The organism is Phreatobacter sp. (assembly GCF_051860605.1).
Lineage (GTDB): Bacteria > Pseudomonadota > Alphaproteobacteria > Rhizobiales > Phreatobacteraceae > Phreatobacter.
In genome coordinates this window covers 469,299-493,391 of sequence record NZ_JBHYDR010000001.1, presented here as the reverse complement: position 1 = coordinate 493,391, position 24,093 = coordinate 469,299, and the positions used below count along the sequence as shown (strand labels likewise).

At 67.5% G+C, this 24,093-nt stretch carries 22 protein-coding genes; 12 read left to right on the top strand and 10 right to left on the bottom strand.

The genetic code is table 11. The features are described 5' to 3' along the window. Window positions 1-5: 5 nt before the first annotated feature. Together ACTIFS_RS02295 and ACTIFS_RS02290 are read right to left on the bottom strand one after the other, a co-directional pair. Window positions 6-416, bottom strand: a complete 411-nt coding sequence (locus ACTIFS_RS02295; protein ID WP_439572410.1) for a heavy metal-binding domain-containing protein — start codon at window positions 414-416, stop codon at window positions 6-8. Between the two features lie 115 nt (window positions 417-531). Further along, window positions 532-1,497, bottom strand: a complete 966-nt coding sequence (locus ACTIFS_RS02290) for a 2-hydroxyacid dehydrogenase (protein WP_439572409.1) — start codon at window positions 1,495-1,497, stop codon at window positions 532-534. Window positions 1,498-1,734: 237 nt separating this feature from the next. Here ACTIFS_RS02290 and ACTIFS_RS02285 point away from each other — a divergent pair, with 237 nt between their 5' ends. The 9 genes from ACTIFS_RS02285 (at window position 1,735) to trxA (ending at window position 12,335) form a co-directional block, all read left to right on the top strand. Continuing rightward, a complete protein-coding gene (locus ACTIFS_RS02285; protein ID WP_439572408.1) occupies window positions 1,735-2,799 on the top strand; it encodes an ABC transporter ATP-binding protein in 1,065 nt (354 codons plus the stop codon). A 104-nt stretch (window positions 2,800-2,903) separates the two neighbouring features. Beyond that, entirely contained in the window at window positions 2,904-4,220 is a 1,317-nt protein-coding gene (locus tag ACTIFS_RS02280; protein WP_439572407.1) for an ABC transporter substrate-binding protein, read from the top strand. Between the two features lie 101 nt (window positions 4,221-4,321). Next, window positions 4,322-5,281, top strand: a complete 960-nt coding sequence (locus tag ACTIFS_RS02275; RefSeq protein WP_439572406.1) for a carbohydrate ABC transporter permease — start codon at window positions 4,322-4,324, stop codon at window positions 5,279-5,281. After that, entirely contained in the window at window positions 5,274-6,179 is a 906-nt protein-coding gene (locus ACTIFS_RS02270; protein WP_439572405.1) for a carbohydrate ABC transporter permease, read from the top strand. The genes ACTIFS_RS02275 and ACTIFS_RS02270 overlap by 8 nt, the downstream gene beginning before the upstream one ends. A gap of 33 nt (window positions 6,180-6,212) precedes the next feature. Next, on the top strand, window positions 6,213-7,091 hold the full coding sequence (locus ACTIFS_RS02265; RefSeq protein WP_439572404.1) for an NAD(P)-dependent oxidoreductase: 879 nt from the start codon (window positions 6,213-6,215) through the stop codon (window positions 7,089-7,091). 86 nt (window positions 7,092-7,177) lie between these two features. After that, window positions 7,178-8,797, top strand: coding sequence for a GMC family oxidoreductase (locus tag ACTIFS_RS02260; protein ID WP_439572403.1), 1,620 nt, complete (start codon window positions 7,178-7,180; stop codon window positions 8,795-8,797). Between the two features lie 123 nt (window positions 8,798-8,920). After that, window positions 8,921-10,348, top strand: a complete 1,428-nt coding sequence (ahcY, locus tag ACTIFS_RS02255; protein ID WP_439572402.1) for an adenosylhomocysteinase — start codon at window positions 8,921-8,923, stop codon at window positions 10,346-10,348. Window positions 10,349-10,737: 389 nt separating this feature from the next. Continuing rightward, window positions 10,738-11,901 carry a benzoate/H(+) symporter BenE family transporter gene (locus ACTIFS_RS02250; RefSeq protein WP_439572401.1) on the top strand — a complete coding sequence of 388 codons (1,164 nt, stop codon included), beginning with the start codon at window positions 10,738-10,740 and terminating at the stop codon, window positions 11,899-11,901. A 110-nt stretch (window positions 11,902-12,011) separates the two neighbouring features. Beyond that, window positions 12,012-12,335: a thioredoxin gene (gene trxA, locus ACTIFS_RS02245; protein WP_439572400.1), complete on the top strand. Its 324-nt coding sequence runs from the start codon at window positions 12,012-12,014 to the stop codon at window positions 12,333-12,335. Window positions 12,336-12,394: 59 nt separating this feature from the next. Here the strand turns inward: trxA and ACTIFS_RS02240 are convergent, their stop codons facing one another. The 6 genes from ACTIFS_RS02240 to ACTIFS_RS02215 form a co-directional block, all read right to left on the bottom strand. After that, a complete protein-coding gene (locus tag ACTIFS_RS02240) occupies window positions 12,395-15,157 on the bottom strand; it encodes a cation-transporting P-type ATPase (RefSeq protein WP_439572399.1) in 2,763 nt (920 codons plus the stop codon). A 147-nt stretch (window positions 15,158-15,304) separates the two neighbouring features. Next, entirely contained in the window at window positions 15,305-15,661 is a 357-nt protein-coding gene (locus tag ACTIFS_RS02235; protein WP_439572398.1) for a DUF2794 domain-containing protein, read from the bottom strand. A gap of 93 nt (window positions 15,662-15,754) precedes the next feature. Further along, entirely contained in the window at window positions 15,755-16,330 is a 576-nt protein-coding gene (locus ACTIFS_RS02230) for a hypothetical protein (protein ID WP_439572397.1), read from the bottom strand. 30 nt (window positions 16,331-16,360) lie between these two features. Beyond that, on the bottom strand, window positions 16,361-17,182 hold the full coding sequence (locus ACTIFS_RS02225; protein WP_439572396.1) for an ATP-binding cassette domain-containing protein: 822 nt from the start codon (window positions 17,180-17,182) through the stop codon (window positions 16,361-16,363). Beyond that, a complete protein-coding gene (locus ACTIFS_RS02220; protein ID WP_439572395.1) occupies window positions 17,079-18,149 on the bottom strand; it encodes an SbmA/BacA-like family transporter in 1,071 nt (356 codons plus the stop codon). Before ACTIFS_RS02220 ends, ACTIFS_RS02225 begins: the two co-directional genes overlap by 104 nt. A 128-nt stretch (window positions 18,150-18,277) precedes the next feature. Next, window positions 18,278-19,210 (bottom strand): AEC family transporter, encoded by a 933-nt coding sequence (locus ACTIFS_RS02215; RefSeq protein WP_439572394.1) that lies wholly within the window; start codon window positions 19,208-19,210, stop codon window positions 18,278-18,280. A 112-nt stretch (window positions 19,211-19,322) separates the two neighbouring features. Here ACTIFS_RS02215 and ACTIFS_RS02210 point away from each other — a divergent pair, with 112 nt between their 5' ends. The 3 genes from ACTIFS_RS02210 (at window position 19,323) to thpR (ending at window position 21,216) form a co-directional block, all read left to right on the top strand. After that, on the top strand, window positions 19,323-19,676 hold the full coding sequence (locus tag ACTIFS_RS02210) for a response regulator (protein ID WP_439572393.1): 354 nt from the start codon (window positions 19,323-19,325) through the stop codon (window positions 19,674-19,676). Window positions 19,677-19,898: 222 nt separating this feature from the next. Next, complete coding sequence (locus tag ACTIFS_RS02205; protein WP_439572499.1) at window positions 19,899-20,582, top strand: glutamine amidotransferase; 684 nt, start codon at window positions 19,899-19,901, stop codon at window positions 20,580-20,582. A 94-nt stretch (window positions 20,583-20,676) separates the two neighbouring features. Continuing rightward, window positions 20,677-21,216 carry an RNA 2',3'-cyclic phosphodiesterase gene (thpR, locus tag ACTIFS_RS02200; protein WP_439572392.1) on the top strand — a complete coding sequence of 180 codons (540 nt, stop codon included), beginning with the start codon at window positions 20,677-20,679 and terminating at the stop codon, window positions 21,214-21,216. Between the two features lie 28 nt (window positions 21,217-21,244). Here the strand turns inward: thpR and ACTIFS_RS02195 are convergent, their stop codons facing one another. After that, window positions 21,245-22,786 (bottom strand): L,D-transpeptidase family protein, encoded by a 1,542-nt coding sequence (locus ACTIFS_RS02195; protein WP_439572498.1) that lies wholly within the window; start codon window positions 22,784-22,786, stop codon window positions 21,245-21,247. A 257-nt stretch (window positions 22,787-23,043) separates the two neighbouring features. After that, the gene (locus ACTIFS_RS02190; RefSeq protein ID WP_439572391.1) at window positions 23,044-23,997 is read right to left on the bottom strand and encodes an acetyl-CoA carboxylase carboxyltransferase subunit alpha; all 954 of its coding nucleotides are present in this window, start codon (window positions 23,995-23,997) and stop codon (window positions 23,044-23,046) included. Between the last annotated feature and the right edge of the window lie 96 nt (window positions 23,998-24,093).

The following is a 24,093-nucleotide window of genomic DNA, read 5'->3' as shown; positions in this document are numbered from 1 at the left end:
CCACCCTACCGTCCCGGCCAGGAACCCTGATGGCCCGAGCCCTGCTGACCGAAACCCTGCTGGCCGTAACCGGGTGACGCGTGCTGCGGTTGGCTCATCGCCATCTCCACCGTCACGGCCGTGCCGGAGACGGCGATCATGAGCATCGACTTGCCGACCGTCTCATAGTTGAGAGCGATGCCGACGACCCCGTTGGCGCCGAGCCGCTGCGCCTCATTGACCATCTCCTGGATGGCGGTGTTGCGGCCGTCGCGCAGCACGGTCTCGTAGGACGCCGCGCGCCCGCCGACGATGTCGCGGATGGACGCGAAGAAGTCGCGGAAGATATTGGCGCCGAGGATCACCTCTCCGGTGACGACGCCGTTGTAGCGGATGATGCGGCCGCCTTCGATGATCGGCGTGGTTGCAAGCAGCATGGATGCGGTCTCCGGGTCGCCCATGCGAGATGTAATGGCTTCCCGGGCGACGCGAAAGGCCCGACGCCGCCGGCTTTCACAGCGATCATCGGGCGCCCGCGCGACAGGGGGGGGCCTAGCTGCGCGGCGGCCATGGCGTCTCGACGACCGGGGTCAGCGGCCCCTTGCCATCGGCAAAGGTGATCAGATTGTCGATGACCAGCTGCGCCATGGCATTGCGGGTATGGACCGAGGCCGATCCGACATGCGGGAACAGGACCACATGATCCATCGCGATCAGCTCGGCCGGCACGCGCGGCTCGTCCTCGAACACGTCGAGGCCGGCCGAGCGGATGGTCTTCGTCTCCAGCGCCTCGACCAGTGCCTTTTCGTCGACCACCGACCCGCGGCCGACATTGATGAGGATGCCGTCCGGCCCGAGCGCCTCCAGCACCTCGCGGTTGACGATGTGGTGGGTGGAGGCCCCGCCCGGTGCAACGATCAGCAGCACGTTGACGTCGCGCGCCATGCCGACGAGCGTCGGATAATAGCGGTAGGCTACGTCCGTCTGCTCGGACCGGCCGTGATAGACCACCGGCACGCCGAAAGCCTCCAGCCGTTTCGCAATGGCCTTGCCGATACGGCCGAGGCCGAGAATGCCGACTTTGCGGTCGCGCAGCGTCCCGCTCAGCGGATAGGGCTTCTCGAGCCACTTCCCGGCCCGCAGGTATCGATCGGTCTGGGGGAACTCGCGGACCGTGCAGAGCAGCAGCCCCAGCGCCGTATCGGCGACCTCCTCGTTCAGCACGTCCGGAGTGTTGGTCACCACGATGCCGTTCTGCCCGGCCCATGCCGCGTCGATATGGTCGTAGCCCACCCCGAAGCTTGAGATGATCTTCGCATTGGGAAGCCGGCTCATCAGCGCCGGTCCGCAGATCACGTGGCTGCCCGAGGCAACGGCCGTGATCTTCGGCGCGACGGCATCGATGAAGCCGTCCCGGTCCTCCGCCTCCCACAGTTTATGGACCGTGAAACGCTGTGCGAGCTGCTCCTGGATCATGGCCATCATCGGGCCTGTCATCAGGAGATCGGGCTTGTCCATCGGGGGCTCCCTCGTTCTGCTTCTGTCGGATTGCGCTGATGCAACCCGGATTCAACCGATTAAATTATTTCGTGACAGACCGCTTCTTTCGCTTGATTCCAGAAAGCGCCGTGCCACACTCGCCGATGGAACGCGTCTCATCGCCCGATCCGGACCCCACGGGACCGGATCGCAGAGCCCCGGTCAAGGGCCGCTGGCGGAGAGAGGGTCTGCAAAAGGCCCAAGGGAGGGACAGGCATGGCTTCCGTCGATATTCGCGACGTCCGCAAGGCGTTCGGCGCGGTCCCGATCATCCACGGGGTGTCGGTGCCGATCGCCGACGGAGAGTTCGTCGTGCTGGTCGGCCCCTCCGGCTGCGGAAAGTCGACGCTGCTGCGCATGATCGCCGGGCTGGAGAACATCACCGGCGGCGAGATCGCCATCGGCGACCGGGTGGTCAACAACGTGCCGCCCAAGGAACGGGACATCGCGATGGTGTTCCAGAACTACGCGCTCTATCCGCACATGACCGTGGCCGACAACATGGGCTTCTCGCTGAAGCTCAGGAAGGCACCGAAGGAGGAGATCGATTCCAAGGTCCAGAAGGCCGCCGACATCCTCAACCTGACGCCGTTGCTGGAGCGCTATCCGCGCCAGCTCTCCGGCGGCCAGCGCCAGCGTGTCGCCATGGGCCGGGCCATCGTGCGCGACCCGCAGGTATTCCTGTTCGACGAGCCGCTGTCGAACCTCGATGCCAAGCTGCGCGTGGCCATGCGCACCGAGATCAAGGAACTGCACCAGCGTCTGCGCACCACCACCGTCTATGTCACCCACGACCAGATCGAGGCCATGACCATGGCCGACAAGATCGTCGTCATGCACGACGGCATTGTCGAGCAGATGGGGGCGCCGCTGGAACTCTACGACAATCCGCGCAACCTGTTCGTTGCCAGCTTCATCGGCTCGCCAGCCATGAACCTGCTGAAGGGCCGGCTGGAAGGCGGGGCCTTCGCGCTGGACGGCGGGGCGAGCCTGCCGGTCGGCACGCCGCCGCCCGGCGCCGAGGGCCGTCCGCTGACCTATGGCATCCGCCCCGAGCATTTCATCCTCGACGACGAGCAGGGCGCGGAGGCCGAGGTGCTGGTGGTCGAGCCGACCGGCTCGGAGATCCAGGTCTTCGCGCGCATGAGCGGCCAGGACGTGACGGCCGTGTTCCGGGAGCGGCACGACTTCAAGCCCGGCGACCGCATCCGGCTCGGCCCGGACCGCCGGGTCACGCATCTGTTCGACGCCCAGTCGGGAGTGAACCTGACCCATCACTAAGGCCCGGAGGGCAAAACGCCCGAACCGGCACCATGCAATCGGCATGACCGCGAAGCGACGGAAGAGCGATCGCGGCTCCGACAACGACCAAGGGAGGACTGAACATGAACCGATTTAATCGCCGCAGCATGCTCAAGGGCATGTCCGCAGCCGGCACGCTGGGGCTGACCGGCCTCGGCCCCTTCGCCAAGGCCTGGGCCCAGACCACCCAGTGGCGGCCCGAGCAGGGCGCAAGGCTCCAGCTGCTGCGCTGGAAGCGCTTCGTCCAGTCGGAGGAAGATGCCTTCATGGCGCTCGTGAAGGCCTTCACCGACGCCACCGGCGTGCAGGTCAACGTCATCAACGAATCGCTCGACGACGTGCAGCCCAAGGCCTCCGTCGCAGCCAACACCAACCAGGGCCCGGACTTGTTCTGGGGCCTCTATTCGCTGCCGCACCTGTTCCCGCAGAAGTGCCTCGACGTCACCGATGTCGCCACCTATCTCGGCGGCAAATATGGGGGCTGGGTGCCGAGCGCCGAGGTGTATGGCAAGTCGGGCGGCAAGTGGATCGCCATCCCCGTTGCCTATAACGGCAACGTCATCAACTACCGCAAGTCGATGATCCAGAAGGCCGGCTTCCAGAAGGTGCCGGAGGACACGACCGCCTTCCTGCAGCTGATGAAGGAGCTGAAGGCCAAGAGCGTGCCGGGCGGGTTTGCCCTCGGTCGCGCCTCCGGCGACGGCAATGCCTGGATCCACTGGGTTCTGTGGGCCCACGGCGGCAATCTGGTCGATGCCAATGACAAGGTGATCATCAACTCGCCGCAGACCGAGGCCGCCCTCAACTACGCCAAGGAAATGTCCGCGCATTTCGTGCCAGGCACCGCCGCCTGGAACGATGCCTTCAACAACAAGGCCTTCCTCTCCGGCGAGGTGTCGCTGACCAACAACGGCGTCTCCATCTATGCCGCCGCCAAGGCCGAGGCCGGGCGCGACCCGCGCATGAAGGAGGTCATGGACGACATGGACCATGCGCTGTGGCCCATTGGACCGGTCGGTAAGCCGACCGAGTTCCACATCGCCTATCCCATGGTCGGCATGACCTATTCCCGCTTCCCGCAGGCCTGCAAGGCCTTCATGGCCTTCACCATGGAAGCGGCGAACTTCGACAAGTGGCTGCAGGGGGCGGTCGCCTATCTGACCCACCCGCTCAACCACTACGACGCCAACCCGGTCTGGACGTCCGACCCGAAGCTGACGGTCTGCCGCGACGTCGCCAAGCGCACGCTGACCGCCGGCCATCTCGGCTCGGTGGGCGAGAAGGCGGCCTCGGCGCTGGCCGACTTCGTGGTGCTCGACATGTTCGCCACCGTCTGCACCGGCCGTGACGATCCCAAGAGCGCCATGCGCACGGCCGCGCCCCCGCCCCCGCGCATCTAGCGCGTCGGGGCCCGGGCACCGCGCGGTGCCCGCCTCCTCCCAACTGAAAACCAGGGGCGCCGGAGCACAACCGGCGCCCATCCCGTCCAAGGAGCGCCTCCATGGCTGATGTCGCAATCCGTTCCGGTTCCGGGCCGGCACCGATGCGGGATATCACCGCCTGGGACCGGTTGAAGTCCAACCGCAACTGGCTCGGCGCCTGGTTCATGCTGCCGACCGTCGCGTTTCTGGTCCTGTTCCTGGTCTATCCGCTCGGCCTCGGCATCTGGCTGTCCTTCACCGATGCGCGCATCGGCCGGCCGGGCCAGTTCATCGGCATCGAGAACTACGAGTGGATCATCACCGATTCCAAATTCCTGACATCGGTGTTCAACACGCTGTTCTACACCTTCGTGGCGAGCGTCATCAAATTCGCGGTCGGCCTCTATCTGGCGCTGCTGCTGAACGAGCACCTGCCGTTCAAGGCGATCATCCGCGCCATCATCCTGATCCCGTTCATCGTGCCGACGGTGCTCTCGGCCATCGCCTTCTGGTGGATCTTCGACCCGCAGTTCTCGATCATCTCGTGGACGCTGAAGAAATGGGGCCTGATCTCGGTCAATGTCGATTTCCTCGGCGACCCCTGGAATGCCCGGTGGAGCGTCATCTTCGCCAATGTCTGGCGCGGCGTGCCATTCATCGCCATCACGCTGCTCGCCGGCCTGCAGACGGTCTCGCCCTCGCTCTACGAGGCGGCGACACTGGACGGCGCCACCCGCTGGCAGATGTTCCGCTATGTGACCTATCCGCTGCTCACCCCGATCATCGCGGTGGTGATGACCTTCTCGGTGCTGTTCACCTTCACCGACTTCCAGCTCATCAAGGTGCTGACCAATGGCGGTCCGGCCGGGGCCACCGAGCTCATGGCGACGATGAGTTACAACACCGCCATTCTCGGCACCCGGATCGGGGAAGGCGCCGCCATCTCCACCGCCATGATCCCCTTCCTGCTCGGGGCCATCATGATCTCCTGGTTCGGTCTGCAGCGCCGCAAGTGGCAGCAGGGGAGCGACAATGACTGACGCCACGCGCACCACCCCGACCACGGCCGCCACCTCCGATCATTCGGAGGGCATGAGCTACCTGTCGACGCTGCCGCGCCGCGTCGTCACGGTCTACATGCCGCTCGGCCTCATCATGATCGTGCTGCTGTTTCCGTTCTACTGGATGGGCGTGACGGCGGTGAAGCCGAAGGAGCACCTGCTCGACCTCGACACCCACAACCCGTTCTTCACGCTCTCTCCGACGCTCTCCCACATCAAGGCGCTGCTGTTCGAGACCGAATATCCGCGCTGGCTGTGGAACACGATGATGATCTCGGTGGTGGCGACCGTTCTGGCGCTGATCGCCTCGGTCTTCTCCGCCTATGCCATCGTGCGCATCCGCTACCGCGGCGCCCAGATGGTCGGCGGCCTCATCTTCCTCGCCTATCTGGTGCCGCCCTCCATCCTGTTCATCCCGCTGTCCACGGTGGTGTTCCAGTATGGCCTGTTCGACACGCCCTTTGCGCTGATCCTGACCTATCCGACCATCCTCATCCCGTTCTCGACCTGGCTGCTGATGGGCTATTTCAAGACCATCCCCTTCGAGCTGGAGGAATGCGCCCTGATCGACGGGGCGACGCGCTGGCAGATCCTCTGGAAGATCATCCTGCCGCTGGCCATCCCCGGTCTGATCTCGGCCTCCATCTTCTGCCTGACCCTGTGCTGGAACGAGTTCATCTACGCGCTCACCTTCATCAACTCGACCCACAACAAGACGGTGCCGGTGGCCATCGTCACCGCCTTCACCGATGGCGACCAGTATCGCTGGGGCTCGCTCATGGCAGGCGCGCTGGTCGGCTCCTTGCCGCTGGTCATCCTCTATGCCTTCTTCGTCGAGCACTACGTGTCGGCCATGACCGGCGCCGTAAAGGAATAGGCCCGGTCGGGGCCTTTGGGAGAGCGAACAACCGTGGCAACCATCGCATTCGCAGGGCTCGGCGCCATGGGCCGGCCCATGGCCGCCAATCTGGTGAAGGCCGGGCATGCCGTCCGCGGCACGGACATCAATCCGGCCGCCCTCGACTGGCTGAAGGCCCGGGGCGGCGAGGTCGCATCCAGCGCCCGCGCGGCGGCGGAGGGGGCCGACGCGCTGGTCCTCATGGTGGTCAATGCCGACCAGGCCGAAACCGTGCTCTTCGAGGCCGGTGCCCTCGATGCGCTGGCGCCGAACGCCCTCGTCATCCTCTGCGCCACCTGCGCGCCGGCCCGTGCCGCCGCCATCGGCGCGAAGGTGGAGGCAAGCCAGCGCCGCTTCGTCGACGCGCCTGTCTCCGGCGGGGTGGTCGGGGCGGAAGCCGGCTCGCTGACGATCATGGCCGGCGCGCCGGAGGCGACCTTCGCGGCTGCCGAACCCATCCTGCGGGTGATGGGCTCGCGCCTCTATCATGTCGGCGGCAAGGCCGGCGATGGCGCCATGGTCAAGACCATCAACCAGCTGCTCTGCGGCGTGCATATCGCCGCTGCCGCCGAGGCGCTCGCCCTCGGCGAGCGGGCCGGTCTCGACACCGAACTGCTCCTGGATATCTACGGGTCCAGCGCGGCGGGCAGCTGGATGCTTGGCAATCGCGGCCCGCGCATGCTGATGGACGATCCCCCGGTCACCTCGGCAGTCGACATTTTCGTCAAGGACCTCGGCATCGTTCTCGATGCCGGCCATGGCACGAAGGCGCCGCTGTTCCTCGCCGCGGCTGCCCACCAGCTTTTCCTTGCCGCGTCCGGCATGGGGCTCGGCAAGGCCGACGATTCCAAGGTGATCGAGGCCTATCGCGCGCTGGCGCCGAAGGCGTAAGCGCGTTGACGGCCGAGCGGCCGGATTGACGCCGCCGGTCCTGCGCGCAAAGGAACATGCGGGGACAGGCAGGCAGGGACAGGGCCATGGCGCGGGCGATCGAGGGCGAGTGGGACTATATCGTCTGCGGCGCCGGCACGGCCGGCTGCCTGATGGCGAACCGCCTCTCGGCCAAGGGGCAGCGGGTGCTGCTGCTGGAGGCCGGCGGTCGCGACAGCTGGATCTGGTTCCACATCCCTGTCGGCTATCTCTTCGCCATCAACAATCCGCGCGCGGACTGGATGTTCCGCACCGAGGCGGAGCCGGGCCTCAACGGCCGCTCGCTGATCTATCCGCGCGGCAAGGTGATCGGCGGCTCCTCGGCCATCAACGCCATGATCATGATGCGCGGCCAGGCGGCTGACTATGACCACTGGCGCCAGCTTGGCCTTGCGGGCTGGGCCTGGGACGATGTCGCATCGGTGTTCCGCGGCCTCGAAGACCATTTTCTCGGGGCAGGTGACCATCACGGCGCCGGCGGCGAATGGCGCGTGGAGGCCCCGCGGGTGCGCTGGGACCTGCTCGACCGGGTGCGCGAGGCGGCTGTCCAGATGGGCGTGCCGGCGATCGACGACTTCAACACCGGCGACAACGAGGGCGTGTCCTATTTCCACGTCAACCAGAAGAAGGGCCTGCGCTGGTCGTCCGCCCGCGGCTTCCTCAAGCCTGTCCTCGGCTCGCGGCCGAACCTGCGACTGATGTCCGGCGTGCAGGTGGAGAAGGTGACGGTGGAGGACGGCCGCGCCACGGGCGTCGTCCTGCGGCAGGGCGGCGAGCAGCTGGTCGCACGCTGCCGTGGCGAGGTGGTGCTGACCGCCGGCTCGATCGGCTCCACCCAGATCCTCGAACTCTCCGGCATCGGCAAGGGCGAGGTGCTCTCCCGGCACGGCATCCCGGTCAGCGTCGAGCGGCCCGGCGTCGGCGGCAATCTTCAGGACCACCTCCAGATCCGCGCCATCTACAAGGTCCACGGCATCAAGACGCTGAACGAGACCTATCACCACCTCGTCCGTCGCGGGCTGATGGGTCTTGAATATCTCGTCCGCCGCACCGGCCCGCTGACCATGGCGCCGAGCCAGCTCGGCATCTTCACCCGCTCCGATCCCTCCCAGGAGCGGGCCAACATCCAGTTTCACGTCCAGCCGCTGTCGCTCGACAAGTTCGGCGATCCGCTGCACCGCTTCCCGGCCGTGACGGTGGCGCCCTGCAACCTGCGGCCCACCTCGCGCGGCTCGGTGCATATCCGCTCGGCCGATCCCGCCGACAAGCCGGTGATCGCGCCGAACTATCTGGCCACCGACGAGGATCGCCAGGTCGCGGCCGACAGCCTGCGCGTCACGCGCCGCCTCATGGGCCAGCCGGCCCTCTCGCCCTACCGCCCGGAGGAATTCCTGCCCGGCCCGGTGATCGGCGACGACGCAGCAAGCCTTGCCCGCGCCGCCGGCGACATCGGCACCACGATCTTCCATCCCGTCGGCACCGCGAAGATGGGCCTCGCCTCCGACCCGCTCGCGGTCGTCGACGAGCGCCTGCGCGTCTTCGGCATTTCCGGCCTGCGTGTCGCCGACGCCTCCGTCATGCCGACCATCACCTCCGGCAACACCAACACGCCGACCCTGATGATCGCCGAGAAGGGAGCGCGGATGATCCTCGAGGATGCGCGGTGACCGGCGGGACGACCAACACATAAAGAAATCTTTATGTCTTTATTGCCTCTCGGCCGCGCCCGTGCTACAGGCCCCGCCGACAGGCCGGATATCCTTTCGGCCGCGCGTTATCCGAGGATCCCAATGGCTGTCGAAAAGCTGGCGCTCGACCAGGGCAAAGACTTCATCGTCAAGGACATTTCGCTTGCGCCTTTCGGCCGCAAGGAGATCGACCTGGCCGAAACCGAAATGCCGGGTCTCATGTCGATCCGCGCCGAATACGGCCCGTCGCAGCCCCTGAAGGGCGCGCGCATCGCCGGTTCGCTGCACATGACCATCCAGACCGCGGTGCTGATCGAGACCCTCAAGGCTCTCGGCGCCGACATCCGCTGGGTGTCCTGCAACATCTTCTCGACCCAGGACCACGCGGCCGCCGCCATCGCCGCCGCCGGCATCCCGGTCTTCGCCTACAAGGGCGAGAGCCTGGAAGAGTATTGGGACTACACCGCCAAGCTGTTCGACTGGCACGGCGGCGGCACCCCGAACATGATCCTCGACGACGGCGGCGACGCCACCATGCTCGTCCACTACGGCCTGAAGGCCGAGCAGGGCGACACGGGCTTCCTCGACAAGCCGGGCTCTGACGAAGAGGTCATCTTCTTCGCCCTCATCCGAAAGCTGCTCGCCGAAAAGCCGAAGGGCTGGTTCGCCGAGGTCGCCAAGGCCATCAAGGGCGTCTCGGAAGAGACCACCACGGGCGTTCACCGCCTCTACAAGCTGGCCGAGGAAGGCAAGCTGCTGTTCCCGGCGATCAACGTCAACGACAGCGTCACCAAGTCGAAGTTCGACAATCTCTACGGCTGCCGTGAATCGCTGGTCGACGCCATCCGCCGCGGCACCGACGTGATGCTGGCCGGCAAGGTCGCCTTCGTCGCCGGCTTCGGCGATGTCGGCAAGGGCTCGGCCGCGTCGCTGCGCCAGGCCGGCGCCCGCGTCATCGTCTCCGAGATCGACCCGATCTGCGCCCTGCAGGCCTCCATGGAGGGCTATGAGGTGGCGACCATCGAGGACGCTTTCTCCCGCGCCGACATCTATGTCACGGCGACCGGCAACAAGGACATCATCACCGTCGAGCACATGCGGCAGATGAAGGACCGGGCCATCGTCTGCAACATCGGCCACTTCGACAACGAGATTCAGGTCGCGGGCCTGAAGAACTTCAAGTGGGTCAACATCAAGCCGCAGGTCGACGAGATCGAGTTCCCGTCTGGCAACCGCATCATCCTCCTGTCGGAGGGCCGCCTGGTGAACCTCGGCAACGCCATGGGCCATCCGAGCTTCGTCATGTCGTCGTCGTTCTCGAACCAGACGCTGGCGCAGATCGAGCTCTGGGCCAACCCCGGCAAGTACGAGAAGAAGGTCTACACGCTGCCCAAGGTTCTCGACGAGAAGGTCGCCATGCTGCACCTTGAGAAGCTCGGCGTGAAGCTGACCAAGATGAGCAAGGAACAGGCCGACTATATCGGCGTGCCCGAGAAGGGCCCGTTCAAGCCGGACCACTACCGCTATTGATTGCAGGCTTCGGCCTTGCGACAGGAAGGGCCCGGCGATCAGCCGGGCCTTTTCGGTTTGAGCGGTGAAGGCGAGGCAGGAATGCCCCACCCGCACCCTCCCCTTCGCTGCCGCGAAGGAGAGGGGGACTATGACGTATCGCCCCGTCCGCGCCGGTTGCGCCAGGCTCGAGGGCCAGGTCACGGGCGGCACATCGTCGTCCCCCTCTCCGCGCGCAGCGCGGGGAGGGTAAGGGCGGGGAGTGTTTCCGTCGCCTCGCCTGCCCCGGCGGATGCGGATGAGCAGGAAGGCCGCGGCGCATCGCGACCAGCCAGACCTGCGCCGCCGTCGGTTCTGCCTCCGCCTTCCGGTCGCTACACAGCGGCGCGGCCCTGTGCGAGAAGCCCCCCATGCCCCTGACCCTCTCCACCTTCACAGCCGGCATCATCGCGCCGCTGGTCGGCACGGCCAGCACCGTCGCGCTGGTGATCGCCGCGGCGCAGGCAGTCGGCGCCACGGGCGGGCAGACCATTTCCTGGCTCGTGGCGGTCTCGCTCGCCAAGGCGCTCGGCGGCCTGGCGCTCACCTGGCGCTACCGCATTCCCATCGTGCTGGCATGGTCGACGCCGGGCGCGGCGCTGATCGGCGCCTCCTCAGGCATCGCCTTCCCCGATGCGGTCGGCGCCTTCGTCTTCGCCTCCGTGCTCATCATCCTCACAGGGCTCGTCAGGCCCCTCGGTGCGTTCGTGGCACGGCTGCCGGCACCGATCGCCTCGGCCATGCTGGCGGGCATCCTGATCAAGTTCGTCATGGACGTGGCTCTCGCAGTGCCGGCGGCGCCATGGCTGGTGTTGCCGATGGTGGCGCTCTTCCTCGTCCTGCGCCTCGCCCACCCCGCCAGCGCCATGATCGTGGTGCTGGTCGCGGGCGTGGCCCTCACCTATGCGCTGGGCCTTGCCGGACCGCTGCCGGCGGATGCCGCACTTGCCCGCCTCGAATGGGTGACGCCGGCCTTCTCGCTCTCGGCGCTGGTCGGCCTTGGACTGCCGCTCTACCTCGTCACCATGGCCGGGCAGAACCTGCCGGGCATCGCCGTGCTCCGCGCCTCGGGCTATGACCCGAAGGTCGGGCCGATCATCGCCACCACCGGGCTCGGCTCGCTGATCTCGGCCTTCTTCGGCGCCCATCCCTCCAATCTCGCGGCGATCACCGCGGCCATCGCGGCCGGGCCCGATTCCCATCCCGATCCGGCGAAGCGCTGGCCGGCCGGCATCGTCTACGGCATCGCCTTCATCGTCATCGCCGCCTTCGCCGGTTTCTTCGTGGCGCTGTTCGCGGCCATGCCGCAGGCTCTGGTGGCAACGGTCGCCGGCCTCGCACTCACCGGCGCGCTGATGGGTTCGCTCGCCGTCGCCATGGGGGACGAGCGAACCCGCTTTCCGGCGCTGCTGACCTTCGCGGTCGCGGCCTCCGGCATGTCTGTTGCGGGCGTCGGGGCCGCCTTCTGGGGCCTTGTCGCCGGGCTCGGCGCACTGGCCGTCGAGCGCGTGTGGGCTGCCATGCGGCAGCCCTGATGCCGTCACGTCACAGTGAGAAACGCCCGCTCTCTCCTTGACGCCTTCGGGGGGGGCTTCCTACCTTCCGTCCATCTGTTCGATTCCTCCAACCATCGTGGAGACCCGCCATGGGTGCCGTTTCAGCCACCACCGACGCCACCTTCGAGGCCGACGTCATCAACTCCGCCGCTCCGGTGGTCGTGGATTTCTGGGCTCCCTGGTGCGGCCCCTGCCGCACGATCGCCCCCGCGCTCGACGCCATCTCGGCCGAGATGGGTGACAAGGTGAAGATCGTGAAGGTCAATGTCGACGAGAACCCGAAGATCGCGTCGAATTACGGCATCATGTCGATCCCGACGCTGATGATCTTCAAGGATGGCCAGCTGGTCGACCGGAAGACCGGCGCCGCGCCGCAGGCCGCCCTGAAGCAGTGGATTTCCGGCCACGCCTGAGCGCGCCTCCCGCAAGCATCGCATCAGGGCCCCGGCTTCACCGCCGGGGCCTTGTCGTTTCAGCGCTGCCGGCCGGCGGCGACGGGCTGGTCCGAGAGTTCCGCAAACAGGCCGAGCCGGCGCAGCATGGCCTTCTCGACCTCCAGAACCATCAGCAGCGCCACCCCGCAGCCCAGGATCACCATGCCTTCGAACAGCGGCACGGGGCGGGTCTGGAACAGCATCTGCATGACCGGCGCATAGGTGAAGGCAAGCTGGCCGGCGGCAACCACCGCGATCGCCCCGAGCACGGCCGGCGTCCCCGCCAGCCCCTTCAGCGTGATCGAGCCGCCGTGCAGGTAGCGCACGTTGAAGAGGTAGAAGATCTCCATCACCACGATCAGGTTGACCACCATGGTGCGGGCCGTCTCGACATCGTGGCCGCGCGCCTTTGCGAAGAAGAAGATGCCGAGAATGGCGAGGCTGAACAGGCCGGAGACCAGCACGACGCGCCAGACGAGGAAGGGCGACAGCAGCGCCGCCGACGGATCGCGCGGCGCCCTTTTCATCACGCCCGGCTCCGGCGGCTCGAAGGCAAGCACGAGGCCCAGCGTCACCGAGGTCGCCAGGTTGATCCACAGGATCTGGGCAGGCGTCATCGGCATGGTGAAGCCGGCAAGGATCGCCGCGATGACGATCAGCACCTCCCCGCCATTGGTCGGCAGCGTCCAGGCGATCACCTTGCGGATGTTGTCATAGACCGTCCGGCCCTCGTGGACGGCCGCGACGATGGACACGAAATTGTCGTCCAGCAGCACCATCTCGGAGGCCTCCTTGGCTGCCTCCGTGCCCTTGATGCCCATGGCCACGCCGACATCGGCCTGTTTCAGCGCCGGCGCGTCGTTGACGCCATCGCCGGTCATCGCCACCACCTGCCCGGTCGATTGCAGCGCCCGCACGATCCTCAGCTTGTGCTCGGGACTGGTGCGGGCGAAGACGTCGGCCTCGCCGGCCAGGGCCGCCAGCCTGTCATCCGGAGTGGCATCGAGATCGGCACCGGTCACCACGCCGGCCCGGTCGCCAAGGCCGAGCTGGCGGGCAATGGCAGCTGCGGTGGCGCCATGGTCGCCTGTGATCATCTTCACCGCGATGCCGGCTGAGCGGCATTCAGCGATCGCCGCCTTCACCTCCTCGCGCGGCGGATCGATGAAGCCGACGATCCCGAGGAAGACGAGGCGGTCGTCGAGATCGCCATGGCCGAGCGGGCCGTCGGCACGCGCATCCGGCCTCACCGCAAAGCCGAGCACCCGTTCGCCATCGGACGCGGCCGCCGCGATGAGCCGCTCCCAGGCGGCCGCATCGATCGGCCGCTCGCCCCCGGTCGCGGCCTCGCTCCGGCACATGGCGAGAAGCTGCTCCGGCGCGCCCTTGACGAAGATGGCGTGACGGCCGTCGGGCGCGCGGTGGCGGGTCGCCATGTAGCGGTAGCGGGCATCGAAGGGGATCTCGTCCGAGCGCGGCCACTCGAGGCGCAGCTGTGCCGGGTCGAGGCCGGCCTTCATCGCCAGCGCCACCAGCGCGCCTTCCATGGGATCGCCATCGACAACCCACCGTCCCTCGCGCTGGCCGAGTTCGGCATCGTTGCACAGCAGCCCGCAGCGGATGATTCCGGCCGCCGCCTCCAGCGCCGCGACATCGTCAATACCATCGCCGTCGCTGAGGGCTCCCTGAGGCGCATAGCCCTCGCCCGCAGCAGCCAGCATATGGCCAGCGACCGCGACGCGGCGGGCGACCATCTCGTTGCGGGTCAGCGTGCCGGTCTTGTCCGAACAGATGACCGAGGTGGCGCCCAGCGTCTCGACTGCCGGCAGGCGGCGGATCACCGCCCTGCGCGCGGCCATCCGCTGGACGCCGATCGCCAGCGTGATGGTGATGACCGCCGGCAAGCCCTCCGGGATCGCACCGACCGCGAGCGCCACGACCGCGATCAGCGCCTCGGTCCAGCCGTAGCCGCGCAGCTGCGTGGCAAACAGGAACAGGGCCAGCGCCACGGCGAAGGTTGCCCAGGTGAAGCGCCTGGCGAAATCGTTGATCTGGCGCAGCAGGGGCGTGGTCAGCGTCGCAACGCCCGCGATCAGGGCGCTGATCTGGCCGATCTGGGTGGCAGCTCCGGTCGCGACCACGACGCCTGTGCCCTGCCCGGCCGCGACCAGCGTCCCCGAGAAGGCCATGCAGATGCGGTCGCCGAGAGGCGCCTCCGGCGCGACGCGGTCCTCGTGCTTCTCGGCGGCGACCGACTCGCCGGTCAGCATGGCCTCCTCCACCGTGAGGCCGCGGGCGCGGATGAGCCTGAGATCCGCCGGCACGCGGTCGCCCGCCTCGACGAGCACGATATCGCCCGGCACCAGATCGGCGACCGGCAGCGTCACGCGCCGGCCGTCGCGATAGGCGTGGGCGCGCGGCGCGACCATCCGGCCGATGGCGCTGAGTGCCCGTTCCGCCCTGTCCTCCTGGATGAAGCCGATGATGGCATTGATCATCACGACGGCAACGATCACCCCGGCATCGACCCGGTGGCCGAGCACAAGGGCAGCAGCAGCAGCCGCCAGCAGGAAGTAGATCAGCGCGCTGTGAAACTGGCCGAGGAAGCGGATGAGCGGATGACGTCCGGCAGATGCCGGCAGCACATTGGGACCATGCTCGGCCAGGCGGCGGGCTGCCTCGCCGGAGTCGAGACCGCGGGCCTCGGCACCCAGAATGCCCAAGACCTCTTGTCCCGGCAGCGCATGCCAGGCGGTCCCGGTCCCTGCCGCAACGATCGACCGTTCCTCACCTGCCGCCAAGGCCGCCTCCCATCCGGGTCGCCGCTCATGGCGACCCCGCCGCGATCAGGTGAGGCCTGCGCGGGCAACCGGGGGAACGGGGGAGTGGTAACAGCCGGTCAGGCCCCGCCGCAATGCAGCACGACGGGCCTGCGACAATCGCTCCAGCTACTGGACGACCCGCAGCGGCTTTTCCAGCACCGCCAGCACGCGCCGCAAATCCGGGCCGCGCTTGAGGATCTGGCCGGTCGCACTCACCACCGAATAGGCGCCCTGCTTCAGTTCGGGGTTCTTCTCGATCCGGTAGAGCGGCATTTCCGACGCGCGCCGGAAAATGGCGAAAACCGCCTTGGTGCGCAGGAAGTCGATGGCATAGTCCCGCCATTCGCCCGCCGAGACCATGCGGCCATAGAGTTGCAGGATCTGCTGCAGTTCGCGCCGGTCGAAAGAGACCTTCGGAAGGGCGGCGGCACCGGCGTTCAGGGGAACGACGGTGCCGGACTGGCTGGCATCGGGATCGGACATGAGGCTCCTTCGGGCGCTCCGGAACGCGTCACGATGCCGTCATGATCGACCGAAGCCGGCGGCTTGGCAAGCCGCCGGACAACCGCCTCCGCCTCAGACCGGCTTGGTCGTCCGCTCGAACAGCGGCAGCGTCTTGTACTGCCCCTTGGGCGTCAGATAGCCTTCGGCGACCATGCGGTCGTGCTCGATCTTGCCCTTCTCGTAGGCGAACGAGCCGGCATAGAAGGCCATCGTGCCGCCCGGCCTGGTCTGGCCGGCCAGCAGCTTGACCATCTCGTAGTCCGTCAGCGCGCCATAGGAATCGTTCTCCGGCCCGCGGAATTCGCCGACATGGAACAGGGTGACGATGTCGAACATCGGCAGCAGCCGCTTGTCGAGCTGGTAAATGTCGCCGAAATAGGCCTTGTAGCCCCAGCCGAGCTCCGGATTCTCGACGATCATCGTCTCGTAGGTCCGGATCTCGCCGGGCGAGGCGGTGATGCCGAGAATGGCATTCTTCAGTCCCTTCTCGACATTGTGCAGGCCGAGGATGTGGTGGCCGCCGGTGCCGAAATGGAAGATGGCCTTTTCCCGGACGTTGTTCTCCTCGAGCCAGTCGCAGAAGTGGACGTCGCAGGGGCATTCCTTGACCCTGAGGTCCCAGAAGTGATCCCAGATATGGAGGCTCATGGCGCTGATCTTTCTCGTTTGCGCGGGGTGTCAGGAGGATTGCGGGTGAGGCGTCAGGACATGCGAGGCAAGCCGCGCGCCCTGTTCGCCACGGGTCAGGACCAGGCGGCGGGTGTGGAGCGGTTCAAGGCCCGGCCTCAGGCCGACGCTGATCAGGGTGGACTGGTCGAGCGCCGCAAGAAGCGTGTGCATCAGGCGGGCCTCGCCCGCCTCGTCGAGCGCGCTGGTGGCGCCGTCGAGGATAACGAGATCGGGCTTTTGGACGAGCAGCCTTGCGGCCGCCAGGCGCTGGCGCTCGCCGTTGGACAGCACATGGTCCCAGCGCTCGGCGTCGCCGAGCCGGTTCACCAGATAGCCGAGCCCCGCATCGGCGAGAGCCTCGCCGAGAACGGCATCGTCGACCACCGCCGACTGGGCCGGATAGAGCAGGGCCTCGCGCAGGGAGCCGGCCGGCAGGTAGGACCGCTCCGGAACGAAGGCAACCGTGCCGCCGGCCGGCAGGGCGATGACGCCCGTGCCCCAGGGCCAGAGCCCGGCCAACGCCCGCACCAGCGTTGACTTGCCGGTGCCGCTCTCGCCGGACACCATCACCTTCTCGCCGGGCTCGATGCGGGCGTCGGCGCGGTCGATCAGCACGCGGCCCGCGCGGTCGGCGATGGTCAGTTCGTCGAGCCGCACCACCCCGGAGCCGGACGGCGCCAGCACGATGCCGCCGGTATGGTTGGCGTCGAAGTCCCGGTCGATGTCGTCAACGGCATTGGTCAGGGCGGTGACGCGCTGCATCGAGGCGTAGCACTGGGCCACCGCCTTGAAGTTGTCGACCAGCCAGGCGATGGCGATCTGGACCTGCATGAAGGCACCGGCCAGCTGCGTGACCTGTCCCAGCGTGAACTCGCCGGAGAGATATTTCGGCGCGGCGAGCAGCAGCGGCAGGACCGGGATGAACACACCGCTGGAATTGGTCAGCCAGGTGATGTGGCCATGCCGCCGCACCACGCCGAGCCAGCCGGGTGACCAGATCGGCATAAGTCGTGCCCAGCAGGCGCCGCTCGTCGGCCTCGCCGCGGATCAGCGCCACGCTCTCGGCATTCTCGCGCAGCCGCGTCAGTTCGAAGCGCAGCTTGGCCTCGCCCTCATTGCGGCGGGCGACCGCCCCCGGCAGCTTACGGCCGACCCAGAGCATGAGCGCGGAGACCGTGACGCCATAGACGATGGCGGCCAGCACCATGTAGCCGGGGATGACGAAGGTGGAGCCGCCGACCGGCACGGTGAGCGAACCGCCCACCACCCAGAGCACGCCGACGAAGGTCAGCGCCGAGATCACCGAGGACAGGAGGCCGATGGCGAAGTCGACGATCGGCTCGGTAGCCATGCGCGTGTCGTCGGCAATGCGGTATTCGGGATTGGCAGGCTCGGTGCGGGCAAGGCCCATTCGGTAATAGCGCTGGCCGCCGATCCAGCGGTCGAGGATCGAGCCGACCAGCCAGGCGCGCCAGCGCACCTGCAGCGTCTCACGCGACAGCACGATGCCCACCCCGACGGCCGCCGCGCAGAAGACCAGCCCGAGGAAGACGATCACCGCCCAGAAGACGGTGTTCGTGTCAGTGGCTTCCAATGCGTCGAAGAAGCGCCGGTTCCAGGTGTTGACCGCGAAATTGATGCCGACATTGATGACCAGACAGCCGGCAAGCGCTGCGGTCAGAAACCACGCGTTGCGGGCCGTCGGACCGGTCCACCAGCCCAGCGTCAACGCGAAGAAGTCACGAAAGACCTTGCGGTCGAGCCCGTCCTGGGACGCGGCACCGGATGCGGAAGACATGGAACGCTGACACCCGCTGCTGGCCGGCCCGCTACTGAGGCGCCAAGCATCCTATACATCACGATTGCGTGCAATTGTGCCGTTCCGGTCTGAACGGCGCATGAACCGTCAGAACGCCATCGCCACCGTCACCCTACCCCGAGAACCCTCAGCCAGAGGATGGAACTGAGAACCGAGAGCGCGGTCGACAGCGCGACCGACGTCGAGGCGATGCCGACGCCCTCGCCGTAGCGGGCGGCGAACAGATAGGCGTTGATGCCGGCCGGCATGGCGGCGAACAGCACCACCGTGCCGGTCCACGCCGGTGGCAGGGCGAAGACATGGGCGGCGATCACCCAGGCGATGAGCGGGTGAACCAGCAGCCGCAGCGCGCTGACCATCAGCGCCACCGGCACGTCGGCCCGCACCCCGTAGGTCTTGAGCGACAGGCCGAGCGCGATCAGCGACAGCGGGATGGTCGCGTCCGCCACCATGCCCAGCATGGAGCCGAAGGCCCCCGAGGGACGGAAGCCGACGGCCTGCGCGGCCAGTCCCGCCACGATTGCGAGCAGGAGCGGGTGGGTGGCAAGCCCCTTGGCCAGCCTTGCCGCCAGCGCTCCGCCGCGGGCAGCCCGCGTGCCCTCCAGCATCAGCGTCGCCGCCGTCATGGTGATCGGCAGGTTAACCGCCATGAGCATGGCGATCGGAAAGGCCGCCGCCTCGCCATAGGCCTTCAGGATGATCGGAATGCCGATGAGGACCGTGTTCGCCTGGCCGGCGGCAAGTCCGGCGATGACGGCTTCGCCGTGGGGACGACGGAACAGGCGGGCGGTGAGGATCGTCGCCGCCACCCAGATCGCGGCCATACCGGCGTAATAGGCGATCCAGTAGCCCCACGGAAACACGTCGGGAAAGCTGGCGGCGGTCAGCAGCTTGAAGATCAGGGCCGGCGAGCCGATGACGAACAGATAGGAGGTCAGCCCCTCGTTCGCGCGCTCGCCGATCAGCCCGAACAGGCCGGCGGCATAGCCGAGGGCGACCAGTCCGAAGACCGGCAGGACGAGAAGGAAAAGATCGGTCATCCGGGCGAGCCGTCCGAGGGAGAGGCCCGGCCAATAAACCATTTGTTGGACAATGACCGTTAGGACTCGTGCATGTCCGTCATGCTGGCGGACCCGTCACCATGACAGAACCATGCCGGTCGCCAGCCTGAACGTGCTGATCGCAGACGATCACCCCTATTCGCGCGAGGTCGTCTCGCGCATCGTCACGGCGCTCGGACACCGCGTGACCGCGGTCGATGGCGGCCACGCCGCGCTGGAAGCCTTTGCCGACACGCATTTCGACGTGGCCGTGATCGACCGGCGCATGCCGGACATGGACGGCGCGGCGGTTGCCATCGCCATGAAGGCCCGCGTCGGTCATCCCCGGCTGGTGGCGCTGTCCGGCGACGACCCGGCCGACATGCTGCCGGGCCTGTTCGACGTCGTGCTGCAGAAGCCGGTGGAGGCAGCCGTGCTGGCGAGGGCGCTGACCGGCCGGATGTGATGTTTGTGCAACGCACATCTGCCATTCCGTTCAGCAATCTTTAACCACGCCTGCATTTTCATCACCATGTGCGCGTCGGCAGTTCCGAGCCGGTTTTTCCGCGCCACGTGAGCAGGTCCCATGCCCTCGCGCCCTCTCCTGCGCAGCGACCCGACGGTGTCCGGCCCCGTGAAGCGGGCGCGAAGGCCCCGCACGGGTCGCGGACCCGACCGCCCCGACACCATGCTCGTCGTCCTGCACCAGGAGCATTCGACCCCCGGCCGTGTCGGCCGCCTGCTCCAGGAGCGCGGCTTCCGCCTCGACATCCGCAGGCCGCGCTTCGGCGACCCGCTGCCCGACTGCACGCGCGCATTCGCCGGTGCGGTCATCTTCGGCGGCCCGATGAGCGCGAACGATCCGGACGACTACATCAAGGCCGAGATCGACTGGATCGGCACCGCGCTGAAGCAGGAACTTCCCTTCCTCGGCATCTGCCTGGGCGCGCAGATGCTTGCCCGCCATCTCGGCGCAAAGGTCGACTTCCACCCCGAGGGCCATGTCGAGGTCGGCTATTATCCGATCTATCCGACCGAGGCGGCCCGCACCGAGTTGCCCTGGCCCGACCATGTGTATCAGTGGCATCGCGAGGGCTTCGACCCGCCGGCCGGCGCCGAGCTGCTGGCCACCGGCGATTGTTTCGAGACCCAGGCCATCCGGGTCGGGCGCTGCGCCTATGGCATCCAGTTCCACCCGGAGGTCACCCACTGGATGATGAACCGCTGGACCACGCGCGCGCACGAGCGCATGGCCTCGCCAAATGCCCGGCCCCGTCAGGATCATTTCGACGGGCGCTACCAGCACGACCCGGCCGTCCGCCAGTGGCTCGATGCCTTTCTCGACCATTGGACGGCCTTGAAAACCGGCTGACGCGCGGTGTCACGGGCGTGACATCGCCGCCCGCCAGCGTCAATCTCGGAGGGTATCGAAGCGATTCGATGCCCCGCGTGTCAGGGAGGTTGCCATGCCCCGGATCTTCACCGGTCTTGAGGTTCCCGAGACCATGGCCGAGGAACTGGCATTGCTGCAGGGCGGGCTGACCGGCGCCCGCTGGAACGATCCGAACGACTTCCACATCACCCTGCGCTTCATCGGCGACGTTGACGATCGCACCGCCAACGACATCGCCGACATGCTCTATGCGGTGAAGCGTCGGCCGATCGAGGTGACGCTGACAGGGCTCGGCTCGTTCGGCGGCGACAAGCCACGCTCGGTGTTCATCGAGGTCAAGGCCAGCCAGCCGCTGGTGGAGCTTCAGGCCGAACACGAGCGGATCATGCGCCGCTTCGGCCTGCAGCCGGAATCGCGCAAGTTCCGGCCGCATGTCTCGCTGGCCCGCCTCGGCCGCGAGACCACCTCACGCGGGGTTGCCGACTGGATCGCGCTGCGCGGCCTGTTCATGAGCCGCAGCTTTCTGGTGCCGCGCTTCGCCCTGTTCTCGGCCAAGGATTCGGTCGGCGGCGGCCCCTATGTGGTCGAGGAGACCTATCCGCTGGCCGCCTGAACGGTCCGGGCCTGCGCTGCGGCCGGCCTCAGTTGCTGCGGTTACGTGACGCGGCTGCAGCCTGGGGCCTGGGCTGAGGGGTCGGCGCGGCGACAGCCGGCGCGGTTGAGGCGGGCTGTATCGCGGCCGGCTGGTCCCGGCCCATCAGGCGCGTGAACCAGTTGCCGGACCGCGGCTCGGCGGCCGGCGCAGGCTCGACCGGCGCGAAGGCCGAAAGCGTCGGGGCCTGGGCAGACGTGCCGGCCGGTGACCGGGTGGCCACGGTCTCGTTCTGCGGAGCCGCGGCGGTCGCCGCCGGCGCTGTGGCAGCGGGAGCGGCGGCGGCCACCGAAGCAGGCGCCTGGCCGGAGGCGGCCTCGAGCGTGACCGGCGTCGAGGACGCTGCAGCCAGCGTCGATTCCGATTCCGTCGAGCCGACACGGATGCGCCGATCGGTGAACCGGCCGGCAAAGCTGCGATGGGTTCCGCCATCGATGCCCGTGCGGGCCGGAGCGGCCGTAATCTGCCGTGACAGCGAGGCGATCATGACATTGTCGCGCGCCTGCTTGGCAGCCACCGCCTCGCGGATCGCGGGCGGCACCACGAAGGCCGGGCAGCGGCCGGCCGCCTGGAAGGGCGGGCGCTCTGCGGACGTGTCGCCGCTGATGGCGGTGAAGCGCTGGCGCATCGAGCGGGACGGTTCGGCGGGGGCCGCCCGCGTGACCGGGGCAACCGTCGTGACCGGCTGGTTGAGCGAAACCGGAACCGGCGTGCGCGGGGCCGCCGTGGTGGTCACATTGGCCCGCGACGTGCCGCGGGTGTTGCGCGTGCCGGCCCAAGGGTCGGGGGCAATCATCTCGCGGGTCGAAGAACCGCCGGCCTGAGCCAGCGCCGAGTTCGGTGCCACGGCGTTGAACACGTAGCGGCGCTCGCAGACATCCACCTGCGGCTCATGCCGCGTCACCTCGAAATGATCGTAGCCTTCCTTCAGGTTGCGCCAGAAGGCCATGTGAGGGCTGTTGCGGTGACGGGCCATGTTGCGTGGCGTCATCCGGAACGGGAAGGCCTGCACCTGGAAGCTCTCCTGACCGCCCTGCAGCGCGTCGCGGGCGAGCGCGTAGACCTCGGCGATGGCCTCGTCGGTCATGGCGTAGCAGCCGCGCGAGGAGCAGTCGCCGTGCACCATCAGATGCGAGCCGGTGCGGCCGTAGGAGCGGTCGAACTGGTTCGGAAAGCCCATGTTGAAGGCCAGATAATAGGACGAGCGCGGATTCATCAGACCCATATTGACCTGGTAGAACCCTTCGGGCGACTGGCGGTCGCCCTCGCGGACCTTGGGACCGAGTTCGCCGGAATAGTTGCAGATCGGATAGACCTTGAAGAGCGCGAAGCGGCCGCCGCGGTCGCGCTTCCACACCTCGAGCTCGGCCTCTTCCTTGAAGATGCGGATCAGCACCGGCGAGGTGCGGGTCATGCCCCGGTTGCCCAGTTCCTCAACGACCGCCTGGGACAGGGGGACGTTGCCGCGGTTGGGGTTGTTGCGCGACATGGACGTGTCCTGGCAGGCGCCGAGCGCCATCGCCAGCAGCATTGCCGGGACGGCAAGCTTCAGTCCCCTTACCCGCGATGCGCCTGCGGCGGCACGAGCCGTCTGCTGCAATGTCTGCTCCCGTTTCCGAGCGGAGAATGCCCTCGAGCGCGACAACCTTGGCGCCGGAGATCCTTAACGGACCCTTGAAACCGACCGATAGCGTCAACCTCTGGTTACCGCAAGCGGCGCAAAAGACAGCCGAGGGTTAACGAAACACTCATCAAGACAGGGATCGTGGCGAAGGTGGGGCAGACCCCTCAGAGGGCCCTGCCGACCGCCAGAAACTTCTCGCGCCGGAGCCGCCGGACCTCGTCGGCCCCAAGGCCGGCAAAGCCGCGCAGGGCCTCCTCCACCGCATCGCCCACGCGCGCGATCGCCGCACCCGTATCGCGATGGGCGCCGCCCACCGGCTCGGGCACGATCTGGTCGATGACGCCGAAGCGCATCAGGTCCTGCGCGGTGATCTTCATGCTGGTCGCCGCCTCCTGCGCCTTGGCGGTGTCGCGCCACAGGATCGAGGCCGCACCCTCCGGCGATATGACGCTGTAGATGGCGTGTTCCAGCATCAGTACGCGGCTCGCCGTGGCGATGGCGATGGCGCCGCCCGAGCCACCTTCGCCGATGATCACCGCAATGTTCGGCACGCCAAGACCCAGGCTGCAGTCGGTGGAGCGAGCAATCGCCTCGGCCTGGCCGCGCTCCTCCGCGCCGATGCCGGGATAGGCGCCGGCGGTGTCGACCAGCGAGATCACCGGGATATCGAAGCGCTGGGCCGTTTCCATCAGGCGCACCGCCTTGCGGTAGCCCTCCGGGCGGGCCATGCCGAAATTGTGCCGGATGCGCAGTTCCGTCGTGTTGCCGCGCTCGTGGCCGAGAATGCAGACGCTCTCGCCGCGGAAGCGGCCGAAGCCGCCGACAATGGCCTCGTCCTCGCCGAACACGCGGTCTCCGGCAAGCGGCGTGAAGTCCTCGAGCAGGGCACCGATATAGTCCAGCGCATGGGGCCGGCCGGGATGACGCGCGACCAGCGTCTTCTGCCAGGGCGTCAGCGTCAGATAGAGGTCCTTCAGCGCCTGGTCGGCCTTCTGCTCCAGACGCGTCAGCTCCTCGGTGATCGAGACCGAGCCGTCCCGCTGCGCCAGTTCGCGCAGTTCCTCGACCTTGGACTCCAGTTCCGCGATCGGTTTTTCGAAGTCGAGATAGCTACGCATCAGAGCGGTTGCCGGCCAGGGGCTCGATCTCGGCCCGAAGGCCTTGGGAAGCGCGAGCAAATGCCTGTCAGGGGGTGGCAAGTCAAGGGAAGAGCC